Source organism: Spirosoma aureum (assembly GCF_011604685.1).
In the GTDB taxonomy this organism is placed as follows: Bacteria; Bacteroidota; Bacteroidia; order Cytophagales; family Spirosomataceae; genus Spirosoma; species Spirosoma aureum.
The window spans coordinates 249,182-271,446 of sequence record NZ_CP050063.1 but is presented as its reverse complement, the minus strand read 5'-3'; the positions used below and the strand labels follow the sequence as shown (position 1 = coordinate 271,446).

Here is a 22,265-nt window from a genome sequence, read left to right as displayed (position 1 = left end):
GCTTTCGCTAATTAGGTCAACAATACCTGTGTCAGAATAAAATCAGCTGCTACAATAGCAATACAACTGTTGGTTACGGCGGCTGTAGAAGCAGCACCTACTTCCAGTGCTCCACCTTGTACATTATACCCCTGAAACGCCGAGATTGTCGATACCAGAAACGCAAATACGACGGTCTTGATCAGGGCGAACGTAACACCAAATGGCTTATATTCAAGACGTAATCCGGATACATATTCTTCAGGAGAAATAACGCCCGCCAGAACCCCGGCAATATAGCCTCCCAGAATCGACAGGAATCCGGCCATAATAACCAGCAACGGAATCATGAGTATGGAGGCAATTACTTTGGGGAGTACCAGGTAAGAGCTTGAATTGATACCCATTACCTCTAAAGCGTCAATCTGCTCCGTTATGCGCATTGTGCCTAATTCGCTGGCTATATTAGAACCAACCTTACCGGCCAGCACGATGCAGGTCAATGTGGGAGCCAGTTCCAGAATCGTACTATCACGTACAATGAGTGCAATGATGTTGTGCGGCACAAAGGGGTTTGTGAGGTTATACGCCGTTTGAACGCAGGTGACGGCTCCAATGAACGAGTTAACAAGCGCCACAATAAAAACCGAACCGACGCCAATCGACGTACACTCGTTCAGAATAAGCCCCAGATAAACCCGCATTTTCTCCCGATTACGGAAGAGTGAACCCAGAAAAATGAAATATTGACCTAACCGTGACATAAATGCAAGATGCGAAGCAACTAGCCGCTCCAACTGCCGGACGCGACAACATCGAGAGAACCCCGGCAAAGATAGAATGGTTTCTAACGTAACTTGCGCCGTATCCTAAACCAACCGGGTTTATACACCGATACGAGTTATAATAAAAGAGTTTTATCCGTTTTTATGAATCCACTGATTGTTGTAACGGGTGGCACTAAAGGTATAGGCCGCGCTATTGTCGATCGATTTGTTGCCGAAGGGTTCGATGCCGTTGTGTGTGCACGGTCAATTGATGGGCTTCATGGTCCTGGTTTACTGCCTTTTACGGCTGATCTGTCAAACCGCACGGGTGTTAATGCTCTGCTGGACTATATTCACTCCCTCAACCGCCCTGTCGATGTGTTAGTTAACAACACAGGATTGTTTCTACCGGGGCAGATTCAGGACGAAGCTGAGGGTACGTTTGAACAACTGATGAATACAAATGTTGGTAGCGCCTACCATCTTACACGTGGCCTGGTTGGCAATATGGTATCCCGGCGTCAGGGGCATATTTTTATGATGTGCTCAACCGCCAGCATTACAGCCTACACCAACGGGGGTTCTTACTGCATCTCTAAATTCGCTTTATTGGGGATGAGCCGTGTTTTGCGGGAAGAACTGAAACCGAACGGGGTTAAAGTCACGGCTATTTTGCCCGGTGCAACGTTCACGGCAAGCTGGGAAGGAACCGACTTGCCAGAAGATCGCTTCATGAAGCCCGACGATGTTGCCAATAGCGTCTGGGCCGCATATTCGTTGTCGAAGAGTGCCGTAGTTGAAGAAATTCTGATCCGCCCTCAACTAGGAGATATTTAGTAAGCGGCACTTAAGGCCACTAATTAGAATTAATCAGTTGCTAATGGACGAGTGTTGACCACACGAGCGGGTCCCCGTAACGACTTTTTTGTATCTTGCGGCCCACTTCATCCATCCTAAACAATAACTGTTCACTGTTAACCGATTACTGTTACGAATGTCTTCTGTTGAATATTTGGGTATTGACGTCGGCGGAACGAACGTCAAAATGGGTATTGTTGATGCCAACACCGGCAAAATCTCCAATTTCTACAGCCACGATACCATTAGCTGGCGGCAGTCTGGCCACTTCGTTGAGCGGTTTGGCGATGCAGTTGCACTGCAATTATTCTCTAACAAGGATGTCAAGCAGGTTGGAATCGGTCTGCCGGGTATGCTTAGTCGGGATAGAACTGTGCCACTTGAAATTACGGCCATCCCCGAAATCAATGGAGTTCCACTGGTTGAAATGCTATCCAAACGGTTTGCGGGCGTTCAGTTTTTCCTGGAAAACGATGCGAATGCCGCTGCTTTAGGGGAGTATTACTTCGCAGAAGAAAAAATAACGGAAAATTACATTTTCATCACACTCGGTACGGGTGTTGGCGGAGCGGCCATTATCAATAAGAAAATCTTTACCGGTGGCGATGGTAATGCCATGGAGCCTGGTCATATTCCGTCGCGTCATGGGCGGGTGCTGGAGCGAAATATTGGAAAGAAAGAACTGCTCGATCTGGCTATCGAACGCCGGAAGGAATATAAAGGCGAAACACACCTACCCGATGATGGGGATATTTCTACGACTGGATTGGTTGCTGCGGCTGCTGAGGGTGATGAACTGGCCCTTCAAATCTGGACGGAAGTAGGCGAGATTTTAGGCGAAGGCCTCGCAGCTCTTATCAAGATCCTGGACATTAAACAGGTATTGATCGGTGGTGGCCTGTCGGCTTCCTTTGATTATATCCTCCCTGCTGTCGAAAAAACACTTGATTACTGGCTCAATGATTACTACAAAAACGGGCTGGCCATTAAGCGGGCAACGTTAGGCAACGATGCCGGGTTGCTCGGGGCAGCATCACTCTGTTTTGAATAAAGAAGACTGCATAAATAGGAAAATGGAGTGTAGTCCCACTTCTTGTGCATGTAGTAATTTTCTATACAACATTTACCTCTGGCGAAATTTTTATACCAAACAAGTCCAGGACTGACTTCTGGATTTGTTTGGCAAGGGCCAGAACCTCATTCCCTGTTGCGTTGCCGTAATTTACCAGGACCAGAGCCTGTTTGGCATGTACGCCCACATCGCCTGAACGATAGCCTTTCCAGCCAGCCTGTTCAATAAGCCAGCCAGCCGGGACTTTTACGAGCGTATCGCCAATTGGGTAACCTGGGAGTGTAGGGTATCGTAGTTTAAGTGAATCGAATTGTTCCTTTGGAATTTCTGGATTTTTAAAAAAACTACCAGCATTACCAATTTGGACGGGATCAGGAAGTTTACTGCGCCGGATCTGGATAACTGCGTCACTGATGGCCTTGATGGTCAGCCTATCTTGAGAAACGCCCATTTCGGTGAGCGTTTCCTGAATGGCACCGTACCGTGTATGAAATGTGGGGTGCTTGTCTAGTTGAAACGTTACGCCCGTAATAATATATTGGCCTTTCAGCTCCTTCTTAAAGATACTTTCCCGATAGCCGAACGCACAATCTGCATGATTGAAGGTGCGTTTTTGGCCTGTCAGGACGTGAACGGCTGTTAGTGATTCAAATACCTGCTCCAGCTCGACTCCGTAAGCGCCAATATTCTGCATGGGCGCAGCGCCAACGGTACCCGGAATAAGCGATAGGTTCTCTAGCCCTGCATAGCCCTGCTGAACACAAAACACAACCAGCTCATGCCAGGTAACACCAGCTCCTGCTTTCAGATAAACATGGGCATCATCTTCGCCAGTGACGTTGATACCCTGAATGTTCATTTTGACAACTAATCCGTTGAAATCATGGCAGAGTAAGACATTGCTGCCTCCGCCGAGAATCAATTTAGGTGTATCAACGAAATCAGTTAATTGTAAGAGTGTCTGAATATCGTCTTCGTGATTAATTTCAACCCAATACCGCGCAGAAACGTCAATCCCGAATGTATTATGGGGCTTGAGCGACACGTGGCTTTCTATTGTCAGCATGTGTTGTTCGTAATAAGCTGCCAAAATTAACCAAAATATATGTCAGGTTAGCGTACAGTTGCCGGGCTTGCACTGGAAGAATAACAAAAGTTCTATTTTTCTTTACTCCGGCCTTCCAAGCGAATGACTGCATATCGAGACCGTATGAGAGAGCCTATCTCTAGCAAGCAATAAATGAGCATTGCTCACTTTTTAGCTCATGCGCAGATGTTTACTAAACAATTACACCCGGAACCAGACGAGAAACATTTGACGATGATGGCTCGAATAGCATGAAGGTTTCTAACGAGAGACCGGTAGCGATATTAGGTCATACGACAACAGGAAAGTAAATAAATACAGATGAATGTCAATAAATCGAATAATTGTAGAGTGTAAAGAATAATCATTCAGGCACATTAATGACCCTCCGTAATAATGAAGAATAACGCTTTTATACACTCCTGTTCTATTAGGTTCAAATAGCTGTAAAAAGGGCGAATCCAGCCTCGTTTAAACAAAAACAGAGCGGCATTAATTGAGCCGCTCTGTTTTTGCTGAAAAAATGTTTATCGCTTTATTCAATTCAGAACCGACATCCCATACACTCAGTCAGGATTGGCCTCAATGAAATCCCTGCTGCGACAAGTACACTTTATCGGCCTCATCCCGAGGATGCACTCCGACGACAATACCACCGCTTTTCAGCCCCGATTCATAGGCCTTGGCTGTTTCCTCCGGAATTCCCGAATTTACTAAAGCCCCTATCAAGCCGCCAGCTAGACCTCCTGCTCCAGCACCGGCTAAACCAGCTGCCAGCGGACCAGCAATCAGTAAACCCAAACCAGGTAAGGCCAACGTTGTACCGATGGCAGCTATAGCCGCAGCTACCGCTCCCACTGTACCGCCAATGGCAGAACCTTTGCCCGCACCCTCCATTGCTTTATCTGTTAGAGCAGAATTATCCGAATCACTGTGGTCAAAATGCTGTTTACGGGTTTCATCAGTCATAACGATGTTCACATCATCTTTCGCAAAGCCATGAGCTAACAGCGCGTTGTATGCCGTCTCAGCCGCGTCACGATCGGTAAAGATAGCCGTCATTAGGGTAGATGATCCGGTAGTTGATGAGCTATTGAAGCTGGTATTGTCTGTTTGATTTGTCATGGCACTTATTTGGTTTTGTTGTGTAAACCAACCAAGATAACCTGGTTGGTTACAAACTAACCCTGCAAGCAAGAGCTATGTTTAAATAATGTGAGGGAGTGGTAACGGGCTGGCACTGGAAGGATCTTTATTCAGTGTCCACCAACTGCTAATCCTCAATTACACTCTCTCACTCCTTAATCATAAGAGCTGATAAATAAAGATTCCTTCAATTGAGGTGCGTTTAAGGTCGTTTAATCACTTTGCAATGTATTTTTTATATTTGAATGGGTCATTCTCGAAATAGTCACTGAATAATTTGTTGCCCGGATGATAATCCTCTAACTCACCTTATTTAAGAATTTCACCATCAATTTTCTCATCTATTGAAGCAATACGATATTTTTGTTGCCTAATTCAACTATGCCTATGCGTTTCGGACTGAGTGGAATTTCTGTGATCGCTTTTCTGATTTTGACAGGTTGTGCCGCAAGCCGTCCGACAGTGTCAACCAAATCATCTGTAGACTATAATAGCTACGACGAAGATCTATCGTCTTCTCGGCCAGTATATAATTCGACCACTACTAACCGACCATCAACGACAACCCGGCCAACTACATCTACACCGCCCCCAGTAACGACCCCCGCCCCTCGTAAGAATGAGCCTGTTAAGCCACCTGCTCCAGTAGAAGCGTTGCACGTGAATCGTAAGCTGGATGCAGTAATGGATACAATTGCCGTTAAAAATCGTGCTGTGCGCTATGCCGCCGGTTATCGTATTCAGGTATATGTAGGAAATCAACGACAAGAAGTGGAGGCAGCTAAGTTACTGATTTATCAAAATTTTCCCGAACTTAGCCCATATTTGAGTTACAACCAGCCAACTTATAAACTTAAAGTAGGAGACTTTATGCGCCATATTGATGCGGAACGCTACTACTCATCAATTCGTCAATTATTGCCATCGGCCCAGCTGCAAGCAGACAAAATAGATGTTCGGCGTAGCCTGTCAATAAAATAATTTATATGTTTTACGTGTTTTAATGTAGCTTTGGTGAGTTTTGTACAATTCAGACGGCAATTTTTCTCCGTGTAACGAACTATGAAAAAAGCATTAATAACCGGTATAACCGGACAAGATGGAGCCTATTTGACCGAATTGCTCTTAGCTAAGGGATATGAGGTACACGGCATCAAGCGCCGGAGTTCGCTGTTCAACACACAGCGGATCGACCACATGTATGAGGATCCACACGAAAAAAACGTGCGCTTCAAACTGCATTATGGTGATCTGTCCGATTCTACCAATATCATCCGGATCATTCAGGAAGTACAGCCCGACGAAATTTATAACCTCGGAGCTATGTCGCACGTGCAGGTAAGTTTTGAGGAGCCTGAATATACAGCACAGGTAGATGGAATCGGAACGCTCCGGATTCTGGAAGCTGTTCGTTTATTAGGTCTGACGGAGAAAACCCGTATCTATCAGGCGTCGACTTCAGAGTTATATGGTGGAGTTCAGGGCCATGCGCAATCCGAAACAACACCATTCTATCCACGTTCGCCTTATGCCGTAGCCAAACAATACGGTTATTGGATTACAGTGAACTATCGCGAGGCTTACAACATGTATGCCTGCAACGGTATTTTGTTCAATCACGAATCGCCCCTCCGTGGCGAAACGTTCGTGACTCGCAAAATTACTCGTGCTGTAGCCCGTATTGGCCTGGGACTTCAGGATAAAGTTTATCTGGGTAATCTTGACGCGCAGCGCGATTGGGGCCATGCTAAAGATTACGTTGAAGCTATGTATCTGATTCTCCAACAGGAGAAACCGGAAGATTTCGTTATTGCTACGGGCGTTACGACTCGTATTCGTGATTTCGTACGTATGTCATTTGCTGAAATCGGTGTAGAGCTTGAATTCAAAGGAGAGGGCGCATCCGAAACGGCAGTAGTCGTTAGCTCATCCAATGCAGATTTCCCCGTTGAAGTCGGCAAAGAAGTGGTTGCTGTTGACCCTCGCTATTTCCGTCCAACAGAAGTTGACCTGCTTCTTGGCGATCCAACCAAGGCAATGACTCAGCTAGGCTGGACACCCAAGTATGATCTGCCAGCACTTGTTAAGGATATGATGACGGCAGATATTGACTTGTTCCGCCGTGATCAATTGCTTGCTCAGAGCGGCCATCAGGTCCTGAACTATTACGAATAGGCATAAGACTATAATTAGTTATAATGCAGAAAGGCCATCCTGTTGAGGATGGCCTTTCTGCATTATAACTATTAGCCCTTATTAAACAGGAACAGCGTAGTAGTACATCCGTGAACTGTTGGGGTACATGCCAATCAACATCAGCCCTTCGCCTTCTTTTACAGAAGACAGAATCGCTTGCAGATCTTTCGTCGTTTTGACGTTTTTGCCATTGGCCTTAACGATTATGAAACCTTCTTCAACATCGGTTTCGGCCAATTTACCATCCACAATTTTCTTTACCCGTACACCACCTGTAACGCCTAATTGCTTGGCATCCTGAGCGCTAAGCTCTTCGAAGTCGGCACCTAATGAGCTAAGAGCTGCATTTGCCGTTGAAACGTCAGCTTTCTTGATGACATCGCGGCCGCCATTCCGATTACGAAGCTCAATCTTAACATCGCGTTCGGTGCCATTGCGGTTAATGGTAACGTTCAGAATATCTCCCGGACGACGACGACCAATGATTTCACGCATTTGAGCGTCTGAATCAAGGGGCTGACCTTCCATCTTCACGATTACATCACCCTTCTCTAGGCCGGCAGTTTTGGCAGCACCGTTATCAACTACGCTTTCTACGTAGATACCACGGCCAACTTTAGAACCTTTTTCTTTGGCAACCGTACTGTTCAGTTCGATGGGTATAATACCCAGATAGCCGCGTTGTACGTTACCATATTTCAGCAGGTCGGCCGATACTTTTTTCACAAGCGATACAGGAACGGCAAAGCCATAACCACTGTAGTAACCCGTTGCCGATGCAATGGCCGAGTTAATTCCCACTAACTCACCACGAAGGTTTACCAGTGCACCGCCCGAATTACCGGGGTTGATGGCCGCATCGGTTTGAATAAAGGCTTCGATTGGCGTATCGGCTTTTGGGTCGTTTTGCTGACGGGCATTCTGATTCAGAATACCAATGCCACGTCCTTTAGCACTAACGATACCAGCCGTAACGGTCGATTCGAGATCGAGTGGATAACCCACAGCTAAGACCCATTCGCCCAGTTTCAGCGCATCGGAGTCGCCAAGCGTAATAGCAGGCAGGTTATTCGCTTCTACCTTGATAACGGCTAAGTCTGTCAGTGGGTCGGTGCCGATAACTTTAGCTTTAAAGCTACGTTTATCAGTCATAATTACTTCCACTTCGTCAGCATCCTGAACAACGTGGTTGTTTGTTACGATGTAGCCATCTTTGCTGATGATAACACCCGAACCTGAAGCCTGACCTTGCTGACGGCGTGGGCGCTGGTTTCCACCAAAATCATCACCGAAGAAATCCCGGAAAATATCAGGTACCTGTTGCTGGCGAACGGTTCTGGTCATGGTTGTGCGAATATGAACAACCATTGGTGTTACGGCTTCGGCTGCGGTGGAGAAGTCGCCGGGAGTGGCCGTTGGACCATTACCCGTTAATGCGGCTAACCTCCCCGTAATCGTCGGTGTTGGCGACGATTCATTGAAAATTACGTCCCGCTTATTGAACCCCAAAAGGTTATAAGCAGCCAGCGTGACTACACTCGATAAGAGTGCCATCAACGCCAATAGTTTCCAGTTGCTTTTCATGATTAATTTGGGAAAATCTAAAATTGCTGTCCTTATGTGTAAGACGTGTACTAATTTACTTCTACTTGTCGATATAACGGAAACTTAGTAACGAAAAATTCGGGGTTTATCCTCCTTAACATATTTTAACAACGCTTTGTTAGGGTGGGCTTTTGGCAATGAAAAGCCCATGAGAACCTACCTCACAGGCTTTTGCCGTCTCTGTACGTAAACAGCCGATTAACCACCAATTTCGATCTGGCGGGGGGGCTTTACTTTGGCCTCCTCACGTTTGGGAATCTCGATTTTAAGTACGCCATCTGTGTATGATGCCTGTATATTATCTGCATCTACCGATGTTGGGAGCGTAAACGTCCTTTGGAAAGAGGAATAGCTAAATTCCCGACGCGTGTACTTTTCATTATTCTTATCTGACTCTTCCTTCTTTGTTTCCTGATAACCCGAAATGGTCAGGTTGTTGTGATTCAGGTTGAGCTTGAAATCGTCTTTTTTCAAACCAGGGGCTGCCACTTCAATACGAAAGCCATCCTGATGCTCGACTACATTTACTGCTGGAACGTTGCTTACTGACGCAGCATTCGCATTAAACAAGTCATTCACGTCGCGACCGAAAAAGTTCTCGATCAACGACGGTAGGTTGTTGTTCGTGCGCATTAACGGATTCATGACTATTTGTTGGGTTTTGTGTTAGAAAATAAGTTAACATGTTATGCTACATTATTTTTCAAACTTTGTGCCACGTCAATAGCTCCTCAGCAATAACGGCCATAATGTCATTATTCTGACTTTTTATAGGCTTGAAATTGACAAAATGGCGCGGGAGCATGTCATAATTTGCTCCTAAAGCAAATGCTGGCAAGGAGACAATTAAGCTAATGCGGTAAAGAGTCTACAGATGATGGGGAAGAACGACGACTTATTTAGCGTCTAAAAGCTCAAGGGCTTTCTCGGCGGCTGCCTGCTCAGCTTTCTTTTTGCTATAGCCGCTACCAGTAGCAAATTGCTCTTCGTCGATCGTGACCTGCGCAATGAATTCGCGGAAATGGCTATTGCCTTTTTCGGACAAAATTTCGAAACGGATTTCTTTGCCCGCCCGTTGCGCCCACTCGATCAGGCGGCTTTTAAAGTTTACGTTATTCTGAACGACCGAATCAATGTCGTAATGAGAAAGCAATTCTTTCAGAATAAACCGGCGTGAAAACCGAAAGCCTTTGTCCAGATAGACTGCGCCAACCAACGCTTCCAGCGCATCACCGTACATGGATGTACGAGCAGGAAGACTACGTGTTCGGCTACCGTCGTACTCAATGAGGTGATCGAGACCTATTTTTCGCGAAATTCCGTTCAGCGTTTCGCGATTGACAATTCGTGAGCGAATCTCGGTTAAGAAGCCTTCGTCTTTGTAAGGATATTTTTTGAACAGGAACTCTGCAATAACCATCCCTAAAACAGCATCGCCCAGGTATTCTAACCGTTCATTAGATTCACGAAAGCCCTCAATAGCTGTAGCCTTCGAAGCCGAGGTATGCCGTAATGCCAGTTGGTAAAGGCCTATGTTTGACGGACGTTCCCCAATGATATGAGCGATCGACCTCCGCAAATTTTTACGGGGGTTAGCATCGCTTGACCGGAACCAGTCGAACGGATTGAACAAACTACGGGGCAGCGCGAGTTGCACGACTCAACTTAGTTTACGGAAAATAACGATGGCATTATGACCGCCAAAACCGAACGCATTACTCATCACAGTGGTCAGTGAACGAGTCTGTGCTTTTAGCGGTGTCAGGTTGAAACGAGAGTCTATCTCCTCGTCCACATTAAACAAGTTAATGGTAGGCGGTACAAGCTGATGCTCCAAAGCCTTAATACTGGCAATTGCTTCAACGGCTCCAGCCGCCCCCAGCAAATGGCCCGTCATAGACTTGGTGGAGCTGATATTTATCTTAAACGAATGATCACCAAACAATTGATGAATCGCTTTCAGTTCCTGCGGATCACCAACAGGGGTCGATGTACCATGCGTATTGATATAATCAATCTCCGTTGGCGCAATACCCGCATCGTCGAGTGCATCTTTCATGGCCAGGTAAGCACCGAGTCCTTCTGGATGGGGAGCTGTGATGTGATAAGCGTCTGACGACATACCACCGCCGATCAGTTCGGCATAGATCTTGGCTCCTCTTGCTTTAGCGTGCTCATATTCCTCCAGAATGAGTGATCCAGCCCCTTCGCCCAGCACAAAACCATCACGATCTTTATCATAAGGTCTTGATGCCGTTTCGGGAGAACTGTTTCGTTCCGAAAGAGCGCGGTTCGCATTGAACCCACCAATACCGGCTCGGGTAACGGCGGCTTCAGAACCGCCTACAACGCACATAATCATCCTGCCTAACCGAATGTAATTAAATGCGTCGATAATGCCGTTGTTCGTTGAAGCGCAGGCAGAAACGGTAACGTAATTAGGACCACGGAAACCGTATCGCATGGAAATCTGACCCGACGCGCTGTCGGCGATCATACGAACGATAAAGAATGGATTGATGCGGGGAGTGCCATCGCCTTTGGCATAATCGATCATTTCGTCTTCGAACGACTTCAGACCACCTATACCCGACCCCCAGATGACACCAACTTTGTTGCGATCAATTTTTTCGAGGTCCATTCCGGAATCCCGGATGGCCTCGTCGGTAGCGATGAGTGCATAATGGGTAAACGCATCCATTTTGCGGGCATCCTGCCGAGGGATGAACTGCGTGACATCGAGCCCTTTTACTTCACAAGCGAACTGCGTGCGAAATTTGGAGGCATCAAATTTCGTGATCGGGCCGGCACCGCTTACGCCGGCTGATAAGTTGTTCCAATAGGTCGGTACATCATTACCAATCGGCGTAAGTGCGCCTAAACCCGTTACGACTACTCGTTTTAACGTCATACAGTTTAACTGCGGGGGTAATTAGATGAGGAAAGCGTTTGTCGCTATGCCTCGGGGATTATTTACCGGCGTTTTCTTCCAGGTAGGTAATAGCCTGACCAACCGTACCGATATTTTCGGCCTGATCGTCTGGGATAGAAATGTTGAATTCTTTCTCAAATTCCATGATCAGCTCAACCGTGTCGAGGGAGTCCGCGCCCAGGTCGTTCGTGAAGCTGGCCTCAGGCGTCACTTCCGACTCTTCTACACCCAGTTTCTCGACAATGATATTCTTGACCTTTTGTGCAATTTCTGACATTTTAGTAGTCCTTTGGGGTTGAAAAACTGCGCAAAGAAAAGGATTTACCTTGGCATTGTCAAACAATTTTTTGAACCAGACAACGTTCGTCCATGCTGACGGAATAATATTATACTATTGATATTCAATAGATTGGCCTTTCGCAGGGCAAGCATGTTGATACTGGATAGAAATGCCTGAGTCGCTGTTTAAACAGTCATAAACAGCTTTTACAGCTATTAAACACTTTACTTATTCGTGTAAATAGGCCTGCTTTTTTCTGCCTATTATCGTGAATTGGGTCTCAGCATCAGTGAATAACCAGTATCGGTTACTCCTGAACAGAGGCAACGGTAACGCGTGTTCGGATACTGAAATCGAGGTAGCCCCGCCCGTTACTTCAGATTATCAAGATTAAAATGCAGACCCCGGTTTTCGCGCCGGGCCATCGCCATTTTAATCACCAGATAAGCAACCTCAATCATGTTACGTAGTTCGCAAACAGGAACAGAAACTTTCGATTGTCGATATAGTTCTTCATGTTCCAGATATATCAGCTCAAGTCTATCCATTGCCCGTTTTAAGCGCCGGTTTGAGCGTACGATACCAACGTAGTTGGACATAATTGATTCCAGTTCTTTCTTCATTTCGGTCACCAAAACCAGTTCTTCCGGATGCGTTGTGCCGGCATCATTCCAGTCTGGAATATTGTCGGGTAAAACAGCCTGCCCGAACAGTTCGGTGGTTTTTTGGTAAGCCCGGTGGCCGAACACCACCGCTTCGAGCAATGAATTCGATGCCAATCGATTGGCTCCATGAAGGCCCGTGCAGGAACACTCACCGACGGCATACAGAAACTGGATATTTGTCTGCCCCCATTCATTGACCCGAATGCCTCCACAGAGATAGTGTTGTGCAGGAACGACCGGAATATAATCTTTCCGGAGGTCAAGGCCCAGGTGGTCGCGACAATAGGCCGTAATGTTTGGAAAATGTTCGATAAATTTATCGTAGTCGCAGTGGGTCACGTCCAGATAAACGTGCGGATCACCGGCCTTTTTCATTTCTGAGTCGATAGCCCGAGCCACAATGTCGCGCGGGGCCAGCGACAGGCGTGGGTCGTAATTCTCCATGAAAGTCTCTCCTTTGCGGGTACGCAATATCCCCCCGAAACCTCGTACGGCTTCAGAAATGAGGAAGTTTGGCTTTTTGCCGGGTTCATACAGAGCGGTTGGGTGGAACTGAATGAACTCCATATCCTTGCCAATGCCTTTCGCACGGTAAGCCATGGCAATACCATCGCCCGTAGCAATATTTGGATTGGTCGTATTTTGGTAGATGTTGCCAATGCCGCCCGTAGCCAACAAGGTTGTTTTCGCCAGGAATTGCTCCACTTCACCCGTTCGTGTGTTTAGCACATAGGCACCAAAACACTTATTATCGGTGTCATAGCGATGAACCGTTTCGCCAAGCTGGTGACGAGTAATAAGCTCAACGGCGTAGAAGTGGGTGAAAATCTCGATGGATTTCAGCGAATTAGCCTTTTCAAGCAAAGCGCGCTCTATTTCGGCTCCGGTAATGTCTTTGAAATGCAGAATCCGGAAGTCGGAGTGGCCACCTTCTTTAGCAAGATCGTAATCTTTACCACCGTGTTCTTTATCGAAGCGGGTGCCGTAACTGATCAATTCCTGAATGCGCCCCGGCGCTTCACGAACAACAATTTCAACAATATGACGGTCGCTCAGAAAATCACCGGCAACCATAGTATCTTCAATGTGCTTCTCAAAGGAGTCGGCTTCTGACCATACGGCTGCAATACCGCCCTGAGCGTATTTCGTATTGGTTTCGTCGGCCTGTACTTTGGTAATAACGCCAATGCGGACAGTTTGCTGTTGGGCTTCAAAGTGCATCGCCAGCTTAGTGGCGTAACTCAGGCCCGCGATACCGGAGCCAATAACCAGAAAATCGAATTGATGGGGCATTGGTGTCAGAATAATCAGAATAAGTCGGCATTTCGTCGCCGACATTCAATATATTTTTAGTCAATCAATTAACCTGCTTGACTTTGTCTATTGTTACTTCAATGTAAGCATATCGCTGGCTGATTTCAGTTAGATAGATCAGCACAAAGCAGTGTTCACGTCTTTAGTCGTCACATCAGAGAGCCATAATTAGACGGCTTTACGGCTTGTGCATAGGCCAATTCGTTTACTTACTCAACTCCAGCATCCGCGCTACCGATTCATACGCTTTCAATCGTATATCTTCCGGAACAATGATTTCTGGCTGTTCATAAACCATAGCATTATAGACTTTCTCCAGGGTGTTCATTTTCATGTAGGGACACTCTGAGCAGGCGCAGGTATTATTCTGACTGGCCGGGGCCGGAATGATTTTTTTATGCGGAACGGCCTGCTTCATCTTGTGCAGAATACCCGCTTCCGTTCCCACAATGAACGTCTGTTCGGGGCTATCTACTACGTACTTCAGCAAAGCCGTTGTCGAACCTACATAATCGGCTTGGCTCAGAATGTGTTCCTGACATTCGGGGTGAGCAATAAACTTCGCTTCGGGGTATTCCTGACGGAGTTTCTGGAGCTTTTCGAGCGAAATGTCGATGTGTACGATGCAGGCACCATCCCAGAGTACCATATCACGACCCGTTTTTTTCGAAACGAAGCGGCCCAGGTTGGCATCGGGCGCGAAGATGATCTTTTGATCTTTGGGTAGACTTTCGACAATTTTTAACGCATTCGATGAGGTAACAATAATGTCGGATAGCGCCTTGATTTCGGCTGAGCAGTTGATGTATGACAGAACGATATGGTCGGGATACTGCGCTTTGAAAGCAGCAAACTTGTCGGCGGGGGCAGAGTCGGCAAGTGAACAGCCCGCGTTGAGATCCGGAATGACAACTTTCTTTTGAGGAGACAGCACTTTCGCCGTCTCGCCCATAAAATGCACACCACAGAACACAATCATATCGGCGGGTGTAGCGGCTGCCTGCTGCGACAATCCAAGGCTATCACCAATGTAATCAGCGAGATCCTGAATGGCCCCATCTACATAATAATGTGCCAGTATGACGGCATTTTTTTCTTTTTTCAACCGATTAATTTCGGCGACTAAATCTATATCGTCCGCAACGGGTTTGTTTACATAACCCACGCGTTGAACTTCTTCCAGCAGTGCTTCCATCGATGATATGACAGGTGGTTTTTTAGTAAACAACGAATAACAGCAAAATGTCACTGCATCCGTCGGTAAGCTTATGCCAATTAGGTAATACCGGCGCGAGGAAAGCTGTCAATTCAGCGATAGATAATCCTCCACAAAGGCGAACCGGCGGGGCGAATTTCAGTAAATCGTCTGGGCTTTCAAACAACGGCCCGTATTTGGTTAGTTTTGGCATAAAGTCAACCTCTTCATGACCGACGATTTTCTTAAACTTCGTATTGTTCGTATTCATTCCGAAACGTCAGATACCAGAAGTTACTATCTGGAATCCCTGGACGGACGACGGGTACAACATCGTGCAGGACAATTTCTGACGCTTATTTTACAACACCATACCGGCGGATCGAATATCCACGAAGTACGCCGATCCTATTCACTCAGTTCGGCAACGGATGAGCCGTTACGCTTAACGATCAAGCGCATTCAGAATGGCGAAATCTCCCGGTATCTGCACGATACATTAACGGTTGGAGATGTATTGACAAGCTTACCGCCTGCCGGTCGCTTTACCGTTGATGAGAACTTGCCTGGCGATCTGGTGCTTTTAGGCGCTGGCAGCGGCATTACACCGTTATTGGCGATTACGAAACAGGTGTTACGAACAGAGCCACACCGTCGGATAACCTTGCTTTACAGCAATTCCAGTGAACGAACAATTATTTTCCGGGAGGAGCTGAATGACTTACAACGGCAGTTCCCCGACCGCTTTCGATTGCTGTACTTGTTGAGTAATCCATCCGAAGATTGGTCTGGCCTTCGGGGGCGGCTGAACAATGTCATGCTTGAACGGCTGATTCCCGATCTGGCTGGAGGATCTGATCCACAGACCCTTCATTTTTACGTATGCGGCCCTGGCGATTATATGCGTATGGTGCAGTTTACGCTCGTGTTCAGTGGCTTTCGGCCCGACCAGATTCGGCGGGAAAATTTTGTGGTCGAGCCGGTCGTCTTATCGCCACCTCCTCTAATCGCGCAGGATCGAACGGTAATGATTCAATATCGAGGGCAAAAAGTGGAGATTCAGGTTCCGGCCTACAAATCTATTTTACAGGCTGCTTTGGATGAAGGTCTCGCACTGCCTTATAGTTGTCGGGGTGGGCGTTGTTCAACCTGCGTTGCCCGGAGTTTATCGGGAAGTGTACACATGACCATTAATGATGTACTGACCGAGCGTGACCTTCGCGAAGGCTGGGTCCTTACCTGTACGGGCTATCCCGAAAGTGATGATGTCGTTTTAGACGTATGAGCTAGCGGGGGATTTTGTTATGTTTTACTTTGTGAATAGATTGACAATCATTTATTGCTGCCATCTATGTCGATTGATCTGAGTGCCATGAATTGGCTAAACGAGCCCACCCATTGGTCGTTTAACGATGGTTCACTGCATGTTTTGACGGATGCCAGCACCGACTTCTGGCAGATAACGCACTACGGATTTGCCCGGGATAATGGTCATTTTTGTTATGGGGTTCAGGCCGGAGATTTTGAAGCCGGGGTCTGTATAACCGGACAGTATCGGTCCCGATACGATCAGGCCGGGCTAATGGTTCGGGTCGATGCTCAACATTGGATTAAAACAGGTATTGAGTATGTTGATAAAATTCAGCAAGCCAGTGCCGTCGTGACCCGGACGTTTTCTGACTGGTCGGTCAGGCCTTACCAGCTGGCGCCTGAACGAATTTGGTTAAAACTGACCCGGCAACGTGATTTTGTCGAGATAAACATCTCGACTGACGGACAAACATTCGACTTGCTACGGCTGGCATATTTTCCTCCAGATATACCTCTTCAGGTAGGACCCATGTGCGCCAGCCCCGATGGAACCGGCTTCGAAGTCCTTTTTACCAACTTTTATACAAAGCCATTACTTAATCATGAGTAAACCTCGTTTGGCTGTAAGCCTGATTTTTTTCGTGTGCGGCTTCATTTACACCAGTTGGAGTTCCCGATTACCTCGTTTACAGGACTTACTGGATATGGATAATAAAACCCTTGGCCTGATGCTGCTTGCTTCGGCCATTGGTTCATTGTGTTCAATGCCGCTCGCGGGCTGGCTCACCGTTCGCCAGGGAAGCCGCTTTGCCACTACACTATCTGTTGGGTTGTTTTGCGGATCACTGCTTCTGCTATCGTTAGCAACGACGACCTGGGAGTTATTCGCGGCCTTTTGGGTAGTAGGGGTTTGTACTGGTGCACTCGATGTTTCGATGAATGCACAGGCGGTTCTGGTAGAGAAACAGCAAGATCGCCCATTGATGTCTACTTTTCATGCTACATTTAGTGTCGGCATGATGATTGGAGCTTTGGCCGGATCGTTATTTATCGAGTTATCGCCTTCGCTATTCGTGCATTTTGGTGCTGCCAGCCTTTTCTGTGCCATTTTATCTGTTTGGGCTGTTCAGCAGCTTATCACAGATGCACCAACACCGGTAGATGATCAGGCTACGAGCAGTTTTCAACTGCCCAGCCCAGCCTTATTGGGCCTTGGCCTGATTGCGTTCAGTGCTATGCTGAGTGAAGGGGCCATGGCCGACTGGAGTACGAACTACTTCAAAAATGTGGTTGGTGCCAGCGAAGCTGCGGCTCCTTTGGGTTTAACGGTCTTTTCGGGAGCAATGATGGCGGGCCGGCTCATGGGCGACTGGGCGCGACAACGGTTGGGGGATCGTTTTTTACTGCGATATGGGGCAGCATTGGGCGCAATCGGATTGACTTTAGTTCTGCTGATTCCACTTTATATTGTTTCGCTGGCTGGATTGGCGGTGGTGGGTATTGGCTTATCAACCCTTGTGCCCATTGTGTACAGCATGGCTGGTCACCGTACCGATTATGCCCCAGGAGTGAGCCTGGCTATGGTCACAACAGTGGGCTACTTTGGCTTTCTGGTTGGCCCGCCTTTCATTGGCTTTCTGGCCGACTGGCAGGACTTACGATTTGCCCTGGGTATCGTTGTCCTATTATTGATTGGTACCGTTATTGTTAGTGGCCTAAGCCAGCCAATCAGAACCAGCCCAGCCGTTAACGTACCTTCGTCTTCAAAAATGCAATGACTACGTCCAGCCCTTTCTGGTAGTGATTATTATTGGGGATGACAATATCGGCTTCGTCTTTGTGGGGTTTAACAAACTCCTGGTAAGCCGGGCGAACGTGATGCTTCCACTGATAATGAATCAACTCTTCGGTCAGACCCCGTTCAGCCTGGTCCCGTACAAGCCGCCTATCAAGTTTAATTCTATTTTTAGCTGTAATATATACTTTAAGGTCGAGTTGACTAGCTACGTCAGGAAAGTGAAACACAAATAACCCTTCAACAATAATGATGGGTGTTGGGCGATATATCAGCGTTCTGGCCACCGCATTCGGATTGTTAAACGTGTATTCGGGTGTTTCAACCGTTTTCCCGGCATGCAACAGGCTTAAATGCTCCGCAAAGAGTTCGTGATTAATAGTACCTGGCTGGTCAAAATTGTAAACGCCATTCTGATCGATCGGTATATGATCGAGAGTCCTGTAATAATTATCCTGCGAAATCAGGCAAATCTCGTCCTCTGAGAATGCATTGATAACATCTTTCAGAAACGATGTTTTGCCGGAAGCACTGCCGCCGGTAATACCAACGATAAACGGTTTGGTGGTCATAATAAGACAAAGATACGGAGCGTACAAAAATAGTTTACTTCTCCGATTGTCCTACAATGTGAAAAAACGAATCAATAATCCACCAATTACGGCTCCCGCGAGTGGCCCAAGCACAGGTACCCAAGCATAGCCCCAGTCAGAATTTCCTTTTTGTGGGATCGGAAGGATCGTGTAGGCCAGTCGCGGACTTAAATCGCGGGCGGGATTAATTGCATAGCCGGTGGTTCCGCCCAGCGAAAGGCCAATACTCCAGACCAGAATACCGACCAGGTAGGGTCCAACACCAATGGCTAATTCACCTAAATTTTTCGAAGAGATACCCGCTAAGCCAACAATAAGGACAATTGTGGCCAGTGTTTCGCTGAGGAAATTAGCCCCCGGATTGCGGATAGCGGGGCCAGTGGCGAAGCAGGCGAGTTTAGAGGCCGGGTCGGGCGTTGCAGCCCAGTGTGGGTAATAGTGTAACCAGACCAGCGTTGCTCCCAAAAAACCACCAATCAGTTGGGCAAGGATATAGGGAACAACATGCGTGTAGTCATTGGTAGCGACGGCAAAAGCAACCGTAACCGCCGGATTCAAATGAGCGTCTGTACTTCCAAAGGCTTTGGCTACGAAAACGCCCATTGTGACAGCAAATGCCCAACCTGCCGTAATGACGATCCATCCGGCAGATTCGCCTTTAGTTTGTTTTAGAACGACATTGGCCACCACACCGTTGCCCAATAGGAGTAGTACAGCCGTACCAATTAATTCGCCAAGAAAGGGGGAGGTTTGCATAAAAGAGATTAATGGCTAACGACAAATAAGCAGAAGGACCTGCCACAAGCCGTTGTAATCAGGGTTTAGGAATAGTTTGTGCGAATTAAGTCATATTTTTGGCACATACACAACAGAAGGCTTCATCGCTTATGAAAAGCATCATTTTTGAACAAACCGGCAAACCGGCTGATATTCTTAAAGCTACAGAAATACCCATGCCCGAACCAGGTCCGAACGAGGTCCGGATAAAAGTCATTGCTTCTCCCATTAATCCGTCGGATATTACATTCGTACAAAATCTTTATGGTATCCGGCCCCATTTGCCGTCAGGAGCGGGGTTTGAGGGAGTGGGGATTGTCGATGCCCTGGGCGAAGGAGTTCAGATGCGGACAGGAATGCGGGTAAGCTTCACAAGCATTGGAACCTGGTCGGAATATGCCATTGCGCACCAGCGGAGCCTGATTCCTGTGCCTGATGCCATCTCCGATGACGTTGCCGCTCAGTTGTTTGTCAACCCGTTTACGGCCTACGCCATGGTTCAGGATTCGGGTGTACCAGAGGGTGGTTGGCTAATGCTGACAGCTGCCGGATCGGCATTCGGAAAAATGGTGATTCAATTGTGCAAAATGCGCGGGATCAATACAATTGGTACTGTTAGGCGCGATGATCTCAACAATGATCTTAAAGCATTAGGTCTGACAGAGGTCATCAATATAGAGACTGAAAGTTTAACCACACGTGTAAAGCAAATTACGGATGGTGCTGGCGTTTCGTGCGTGCTCGATGCTGTAGGTGGACATACGGCGACTGAATCCCTCAAATGCCTCGCTAAAGGCGGGACGATGATTATTTATGGCGTATTAAGTCTACAGGACCCAGCCATTAATGCTGGACTGCTTATTTTTCGGGAACTGACCCTAAAGGGTTTCTGGCTGACTGACTGGATGCGCAGGGTGGATAGCCAGACCCGGCAGGATGTTGCTCAGAATGTGATTAGTCTCTTGGCATCGGGTAAAATTCAGCTACCTGTTGAAGCTTCCTATGCACTTGACCAGATTACTGAAGCCGTTGAGCATGCGGAGCGGCACGGGCGATGGGGAAAGATTCTGGTGAAACCTTCGTGAGATTTCAGAGTTAGTGTAGGAGTTAGAGTGATAAGCCAATCAGTCCCAGTAATTAATTTGGCAATGATCAGGAACGAAGTTGCACTTCTATTCACTAACTTTCTCTTTCTCATAAGGCAGGCTTCATTATCTTTGGAACAATATCCGAGGAAACCGGCTCGTTTGTTCCAAAACAACTACTGGTCAAACTCATCCACTTACCCGTCTCGTTCGTATGCTCTTGCTTCAGGTTCCGGCCGTTGACACTACGGCCGCATCGCTGTCGGCCACAGCGGCTGCTCAACCCCAAAGTTTACAATTGTTTGATCTGGTAGCCAAAGGCGGTTGGGTCATGATACCCATTGCGTTTTTGTTCTTCTCGGCTCTTTACCTGATTTTCGAGCGCTATTTCGTGATCCGTTCTCAAACGAAATCAGATCCGAATTTTATCGACAATATTCGGGATATGGTGGCGCAGGGAAATATCAAATCAGCGGAGTCCTTTGCCAAGAATCAACGTACGGCAATGGGACGTGTTTTTGAAAAAGCCATTGGCCGGATTGGTTCACCGATCAAGGAAATTGAAAGTACGGTCGAAACCGTTGGGCAGATCGAATTGTCCCGGTTGGAGCGGAATATGGGTTATCTGGGAATCATTGCCGGTATTGCGCCGATGATGGGCTTTATCGGAACTATCTCCGGGATCATTCGTATTTTCTATGACATCTCCCTTTCCGATAATATCAGTGTCGGGATCATTGCCGGTGGTCTTTACGAAAAAATGATTACATCTGGCGCGGGTCTGATTGTCGGCGTTATTGCCTACACCGGCTACCACCTGCTGAATATGATGATTGAGCGGTTTACGCTGGCGCTCGAAATAAACGCCTTTGAGTTTATCGAAGTGCTTCAGAAACCAACTGCCGAGCCAGCCCGGATGCGTTAGTATACTGATCCGGACTCAGGATGTTAGTGAATAGGTCACCGGGCCAGTTGCTAGCGTATCTACTGTCTAATAGCCAGTTCTTTCTATGAAAATCAGAAGAAAAACTAAGTTTGCTGCCGAAGTTGCAACGTCTTCGCTGAACGACATCATGTTTTTCCTGTTGTTGTTCTTCCTGATCATTTCGACGGTAGCAAATCCGAACGTTATAAAACTCCTGTTGCCCAAGGCTGCGTCGACGCAGCAGTTGAGCAAGAAGCAGGTAACGCTGTCGGTAGACGAGAAAAAGCAATATTACATCGATAAAAAACCAGTCGATCCGGCCAATCTGGAAACAGAACTGAAAACCATCATGGCCGGTATTGCCGAACCGACCGTTGTTGTGCGTTTTGATAAAACATTGACGGTTCAGGATTTAGTCGATGTGCTCCAAACGGGTGCTAAACTGAATATTAAGATGGTTATGGCTACCTCGAAGTAGTCTGAAACGATATATAACGGTTATAACAATTAAAAAGCCGATGTACTTGCTACATCGGCTTTTTAATTGATTGTCAAGGCGAATTCTTGGCCTTTGTCTTCGATCCATGCCACGGTTAACAGGATCAGTAACCGTGGCATGGATCGAAGACAAAGGCCTAATTCCTTAACGCCGGAAGTTTCTCTACCAAGGGGCGAGCTTAAAC

22 protein-coding genes are annotated in these 22,265 nt (G+C 47.1%); 10 read left to right on the top strand and 12 right to left on the bottom strand.

Going from position 1 to position 22,265, the window contains the following annotated elements; translation table 11 throughout:
• Window positions 1–11 precede the first annotated feature (11 nt).
• Complete coding sequence (locus G8759_RS01145; RefSeq protein ID WP_162388580.1) at window positions 12–743, bottom strand: MlaE family ABC transporter permease; 732 nt, start codon at window positions 741–743, stop codon at window positions 12–14.
• Window positions 744–908: 165 nt separating this feature from the next.
• Between G8759_RS01145 and G8759_RS01140 the strand changes: the two genes are divergently transcribed.
• Both G8759_RS01140 and G8759_RS01135 read left to right on the top strand, forming a co-directional pair.
• A complete protein-coding gene (locus G8759_RS01140) occupies window positions 909–1,583 on the top strand; it encodes an SDR family oxidoreductase (RefSeq protein ID WP_167204436.1) in 675 nt (224 codons plus the stop codon).
• A 157-nt stretch (window positions 1,584–1,740) separates the two neighbouring features.
• Window positions 1,741–2,655 carry an ROK family protein gene (locus G8759_RS01135; protein WP_162388578.1) on the top strand — a complete coding sequence of 305 codons (915 nt, stop codon included), beginning with the start codon at window positions 1,741–1,743 and terminating at the stop codon, window positions 2,653–2,655.
• A gap of 61 nt (window positions 2,656–2,716) precedes the next feature.
• Here G8759_RS01135 and murB read toward each other — a convergent pair whose 3' ends face one another.
• Together murB and G8759_RS01125 are read right to left on the bottom strand one after the other, a co-directional pair.
• A complete protein-coding gene (gene murB / locus G8759_RS01130; RefSeq protein ID WP_167204434.1) occupies window positions 2,717–3,742 on the bottom strand; it encodes a UDP-N-acetylmuramate dehydrogenase in 1,026 nt (341 codons plus the stop codon).
• A 603-nt stretch (window positions 3,743–4,345) separates the two neighbouring features.
• Window positions 4,346–4,888, bottom strand: a complete 543-nt coding sequence (locus tag G8759_RS01125; RefSeq protein ID WP_167204432.1) for a hypothetical protein — start codon at window positions 4,886–4,888, stop codon at window positions 4,346–4,348.
• A gap of 408 nt (window positions 4,889–5,296) precedes the next feature.
• Between G8759_RS01125 and G8759_RS01120 the strand changes: the two genes are divergently transcribed.
• Together G8759_RS01120 and gmd are read left to right on the top strand one after the other, a co-directional pair.
• Window positions 5,297–5,890 carry an SPOR domain-containing protein gene (locus G8759_RS01120; protein WP_167204430.1) on the top strand — a complete coding sequence of 198 codons (594 nt, stop codon included), beginning with the start codon at window positions 5,297–5,299 and terminating at the stop codon, window positions 5,888–5,890.
• An 81-nt stretch (window positions 5,891–5,971) separates the two neighbouring features.
• Window positions 5,972–7,084, top strand: a complete 1,113-nt coding sequence (gene gmd, locus G8759_RS01115) for a GDP-mannose 4,6-dehydratase (RefSeq protein ID WP_162388552.1) — start codon at window positions 5,972–5,974, stop codon at window positions 7,082–7,084.
• A gap of 81 nt (window positions 7,085–7,165) precedes the next feature.
• Here gmd and G8759_RS01110 read toward each other — a convergent pair whose 3' ends face one another.
• The 7 genes from G8759_RS01110 to nadA form a co-directional block, all read right to left on the bottom strand.
• Window positions 7,166–8,689 carry a Do family serine endopeptidase gene (locus G8759_RS01110; RefSeq protein ID WP_167204428.1) on the bottom strand — a complete coding sequence of 508 codons (1,524 nt, stop codon included), beginning with the start codon at window positions 8,687–8,689 and terminating at the stop codon, window positions 7,166–7,168.
• A 219-nt stretch (window positions 8,690–8,908) separates the two neighbouring features.
• Window positions 8,909–9,355, bottom strand: a complete 447-nt coding sequence (locus G8759_RS01105) for an Hsp20/alpha crystallin family protein (RefSeq protein ID WP_167204426.1) — start codon at window positions 9,353–9,355, stop codon at window positions 8,909–8,911.
• A 250-nt stretch (window positions 9,356–9,605) separates the two neighbouring features.
• Window positions 9,606–10,367, bottom strand: coding sequence for a ribonuclease III (gene rnc / locus G8759_RS01100; protein WP_162388549.1), 762 nt, complete (start codon window positions 10,365–10,367; stop codon window positions 9,606–9,608).
• Window positions 10,368–10,370: 3 nt separating this feature from the next.
• Entirely contained in the window at window positions 10,371–11,621 is a 1,251-nt protein-coding gene (gene fabF, locus G8759_RS01095; protein WP_162388548.1) for a beta-ketoacyl-ACP synthase II, read from the bottom strand.
• Between the two features lie 58 nt (window positions 11,622–11,679).
• On the bottom strand, window positions 11,680–11,919 hold the full coding sequence (locus G8759_RS01090; protein WP_009284998.1) for an acyl carrier protein: 240 nt from the start codon (window positions 11,917–11,919) through the stop codon (window positions 11,680–11,682).
• 374 nt (window positions 11,920–12,293) lie between these two features.
• Complete coding sequence (gene nadB, locus G8759_RS01085; RefSeq protein ID WP_167218603.1) at window positions 12,294–13,880, bottom strand: L-aspartate oxidase; 1,587 nt, start codon at window positions 13,878–13,880, stop codon at window positions 12,294–12,296.
• A 226-nt stretch (window positions 13,881–14,106) separates the two neighbouring features.
• Entirely contained in the window at window positions 14,107–15,096 is a 990-nt protein-coding gene (gene nadA / locus G8759_RS01080) for a quinolinate synthase NadA (protein ID WP_167204424.1), read from the bottom strand.
• Window positions 15,097–15,325: 229 nt separating this feature from the next.
• Here nadA and G8759_RS01075 point away from each other — a divergent pair, with 229 nt between their 5' ends.
• From G8759_RS01075 to G8759_RS01065, 3 genes are all read left to right on the top strand, one after another.
• On the top strand, window positions 15,326–16,381 hold the full coding sequence (locus G8759_RS01075) for a ferredoxin--NADP reductase (protein WP_167204422.1): 1,056 nt from the start codon (window positions 15,326–15,328) through the stop codon (window positions 16,379–16,381).
• A 66-nt stretch (window positions 16,382–16,447) separates the two neighbouring features.
• Window positions 16,448–17,017, top strand: coding sequence for a DUF1349 domain-containing protein (locus G8759_RS01070; protein ID WP_232074089.1), 570 nt, complete (start codon window positions 16,448–16,450; stop codon window positions 17,015–17,017).
• Entirely contained in the window at window positions 17,010–18,185 is a 1,176-nt protein-coding gene (locus G8759_RS01065) for an MFS transporter (protein WP_167204420.1), read from the top strand. Before G8759_RS01070 ends, G8759_RS01065 begins: the two co-directional genes overlap by 8 nt.
• Here G8759_RS01065 and udk read toward each other — a convergent pair.
• Together udk and G8759_RS01055 are read right to left on the bottom strand one after the other, a co-directional pair.
• The gene (gene udk / locus G8759_RS01060) at window positions 18,154–18,774 is read right to left on the bottom strand and encodes a uridine kinase (protein WP_167204418.1); all 621 of its coding nucleotides are present in this window, start codon (window positions 18,772–18,774) and stop codon (window positions 18,154–18,156) included. The two genes, G8759_RS01065 and udk, sit on opposite strands and share 32 nt — an antisense overlap.
• 51 nt (window positions 18,775–18,825) lie before the next feature.
• Window positions 18,826–19,551 (bottom strand): MIP/aquaporin family protein, encoded by a 726-nt coding sequence (locus G8759_RS01055; protein WP_167204416.1) that lies wholly within the window; start codon window positions 19,549–19,551, stop codon window positions 18,826–18,828.
• Window positions 19,552–19,682: 131 nt separating this feature from the next.
• Between G8759_RS01055 and G8759_RS01050 the strand changes: the two genes are divergently transcribed.
• The 3 genes from G8759_RS01050 (at window position 19,683) to G8759_RS01040 (ending at window position 22,060) form a co-directional block, all read left to right on the top strand.
• Entirely contained in the window at window positions 19,683–20,657 is a 975-nt protein-coding gene (locus G8759_RS01050; RefSeq protein ID WP_167204414.1) for a zinc-dependent alcohol dehydrogenase family protein, read from the top strand.
• A gap of 214 nt (window positions 20,658–20,871) precedes the next feature.
• On the top strand, window positions 20,872–21,582 hold the full coding sequence (locus tag G8759_RS01045; protein ID WP_167204412.1) for a MotA/TolQ/ExbB proton channel family protein: 711 nt from the start codon (window positions 20,872–20,874) through the stop codon (window positions 21,580–21,582).
• 85 nt (window positions 21,583–21,667) lie between these two features.
• Window positions 21,668–22,060, top strand: coding sequence for an ExbD/TolR family protein (locus G8759_RS01040; RefSeq protein WP_162388541.1), 393 nt, complete (start codon window positions 21,668–21,670; stop codon window positions 22,058–22,060).
• Window positions 22,061–22,265 lie beyond the last annotated feature (205 nt).

Excerpts from the sequence above, each read along its gene's own strand:
- gmd (WP_162388552.1), top strand. The coding sequence starts at position 5,972 with ATGAAAAAAGCATTAATAACCGGTATAACCGGACAAGATGGAGCCTAT.
- G8759_RS01090 (WP_009284998.1), bottom strand. The coding sequence starts at position 11,919 with ATGTCAGAAATTGCACAAAAGGTCAAGAATATCATTGTCGAGAAACTG.
- G8759_RS01105 (WP_167204426.1), bottom strand. The coding sequence starts at position 9,355 with ATGAATCCGTTAATGCGCACGAACAACAACCTACCGTCGTTGATCGAG.
- G8759_RS01050 (WP_167204414.1), top strand. The coding sequence starts at position 19,683 with ATGAAAAGCATCATTTTTGAACAAACCGGCAAACCGGCTGATATTCTT.
- fabF (WP_162388548.1), bottom strand. The coding sequence starts at position 11,621 with ATGACGTTAAAACGAGTAGTCGTAACGGGTTTAGGCGCACTTACGCCG.
- nadB (WP_167218603.1), bottom strand. The coding sequence starts at position 13,880 with ATGCCCCATCAATTCGATTTTCTGGTTATTGGCTCCGGTATCGCGGGC.
- G8759_RS01120 (WP_167204430.1), top strand. The coding sequence starts at position 5,297 with ATGCGTTTCGGACTGAGTGGAATTTCTGTGATCGCTTTTCTGATTTTG.
- G8759_RS01135 (WP_162388578.1), top strand. The coding sequence starts at position 1,741 with ATGTCTTCTGTTGAATATTTGGGTATTGACGTCGGCGGAACGAACGTC.
- G8759_RS01110 (WP_167204428.1), bottom strand. The coding sequence starts at position 8,689 with ATGAAAAGCAACTGGAAACTATTGGCGTTGATGGCACTCTTATCGAGT.
- G8759_RS01145 (WP_162388580.1), bottom strand. The coding sequence starts at position 743 with ATGTCACGGTTAGGTCAATATTTCATTTTTCTGGGTTCACTCTTCCGT.
- G8759_RS01125 (WP_167204432.1), bottom strand. The coding sequence starts at position 4,888 with ATGACAAATCAAACAGACAATACCAGCTTCAATAGCTCATCAACTACC.
- G8759_RS01040 (WP_162388541.1), top strand. The coding sequence starts at position 21,668 with ATGAAAATCAGAAGAAAAACTAAGTTTGCTGCCGAAGTTGCAACGTCT.
- G8759_RS01075 (WP_167204422.1), top strand. The coding sequence starts at position 15,326 with ATGACCGACGATTTTCTTAAACTTCGTATTGTTCGTATTCATTCCGAA.
- murB (WP_167204434.1), bottom strand. The coding sequence starts at position 3,742 with ATGCTGACAATAGAAAGCCACGTGTCGCTCAAGCCCCATAATACATTC.
- G8759_RS01070 (WP_232074089.1), top strand. The coding sequence starts at position 16,448 with ATGTCGATTGATCTGAGTGCCATGAATTGGCTAAACGAGCCCACCCAT.
- G8759_RS01045 (WP_167204412.1), top strand. The coding sequence starts at position 20,872 with ATGCTCTTGCTTCAGGTTCCGGCCGTTGACACTACGGCCGCATCGCTG.
- G8759_RS01140 (WP_167204436.1), top strand. The coding sequence starts at position 909 with ATGAATCCACTGATTGTTGTAACGGGTGGCACTAAAGGTATAGGCCGC.
- nadA (WP_167204424.1), bottom strand. The coding sequence starts at position 15,096 with ATGGAAGCACTGCTGGAAGAAGTTCAACGCGTGGGTTATGTAAACAAA.
- G8759_RS01055 (WP_167204416.1), bottom strand. The coding sequence starts at position 19,551 with ATGCAAACCTCCCCCTTTCTTGGCGAATTAATTGGTACGGCTGTACTA.
- udk (WP_167204418.1), bottom strand. The coding sequence starts at position 18,774 with ATGACCACCAAACCGTTTATCGTTGGTATTACCGGCGGCAGTGCTTCC.
- G8759_RS01065 (WP_167204420.1), top strand. The coding sequence starts at position 17,010 with ATGAGTAAACCTCGTTTGGCTGTAAGCCTGATTTTTTTCGTGTGCGGC.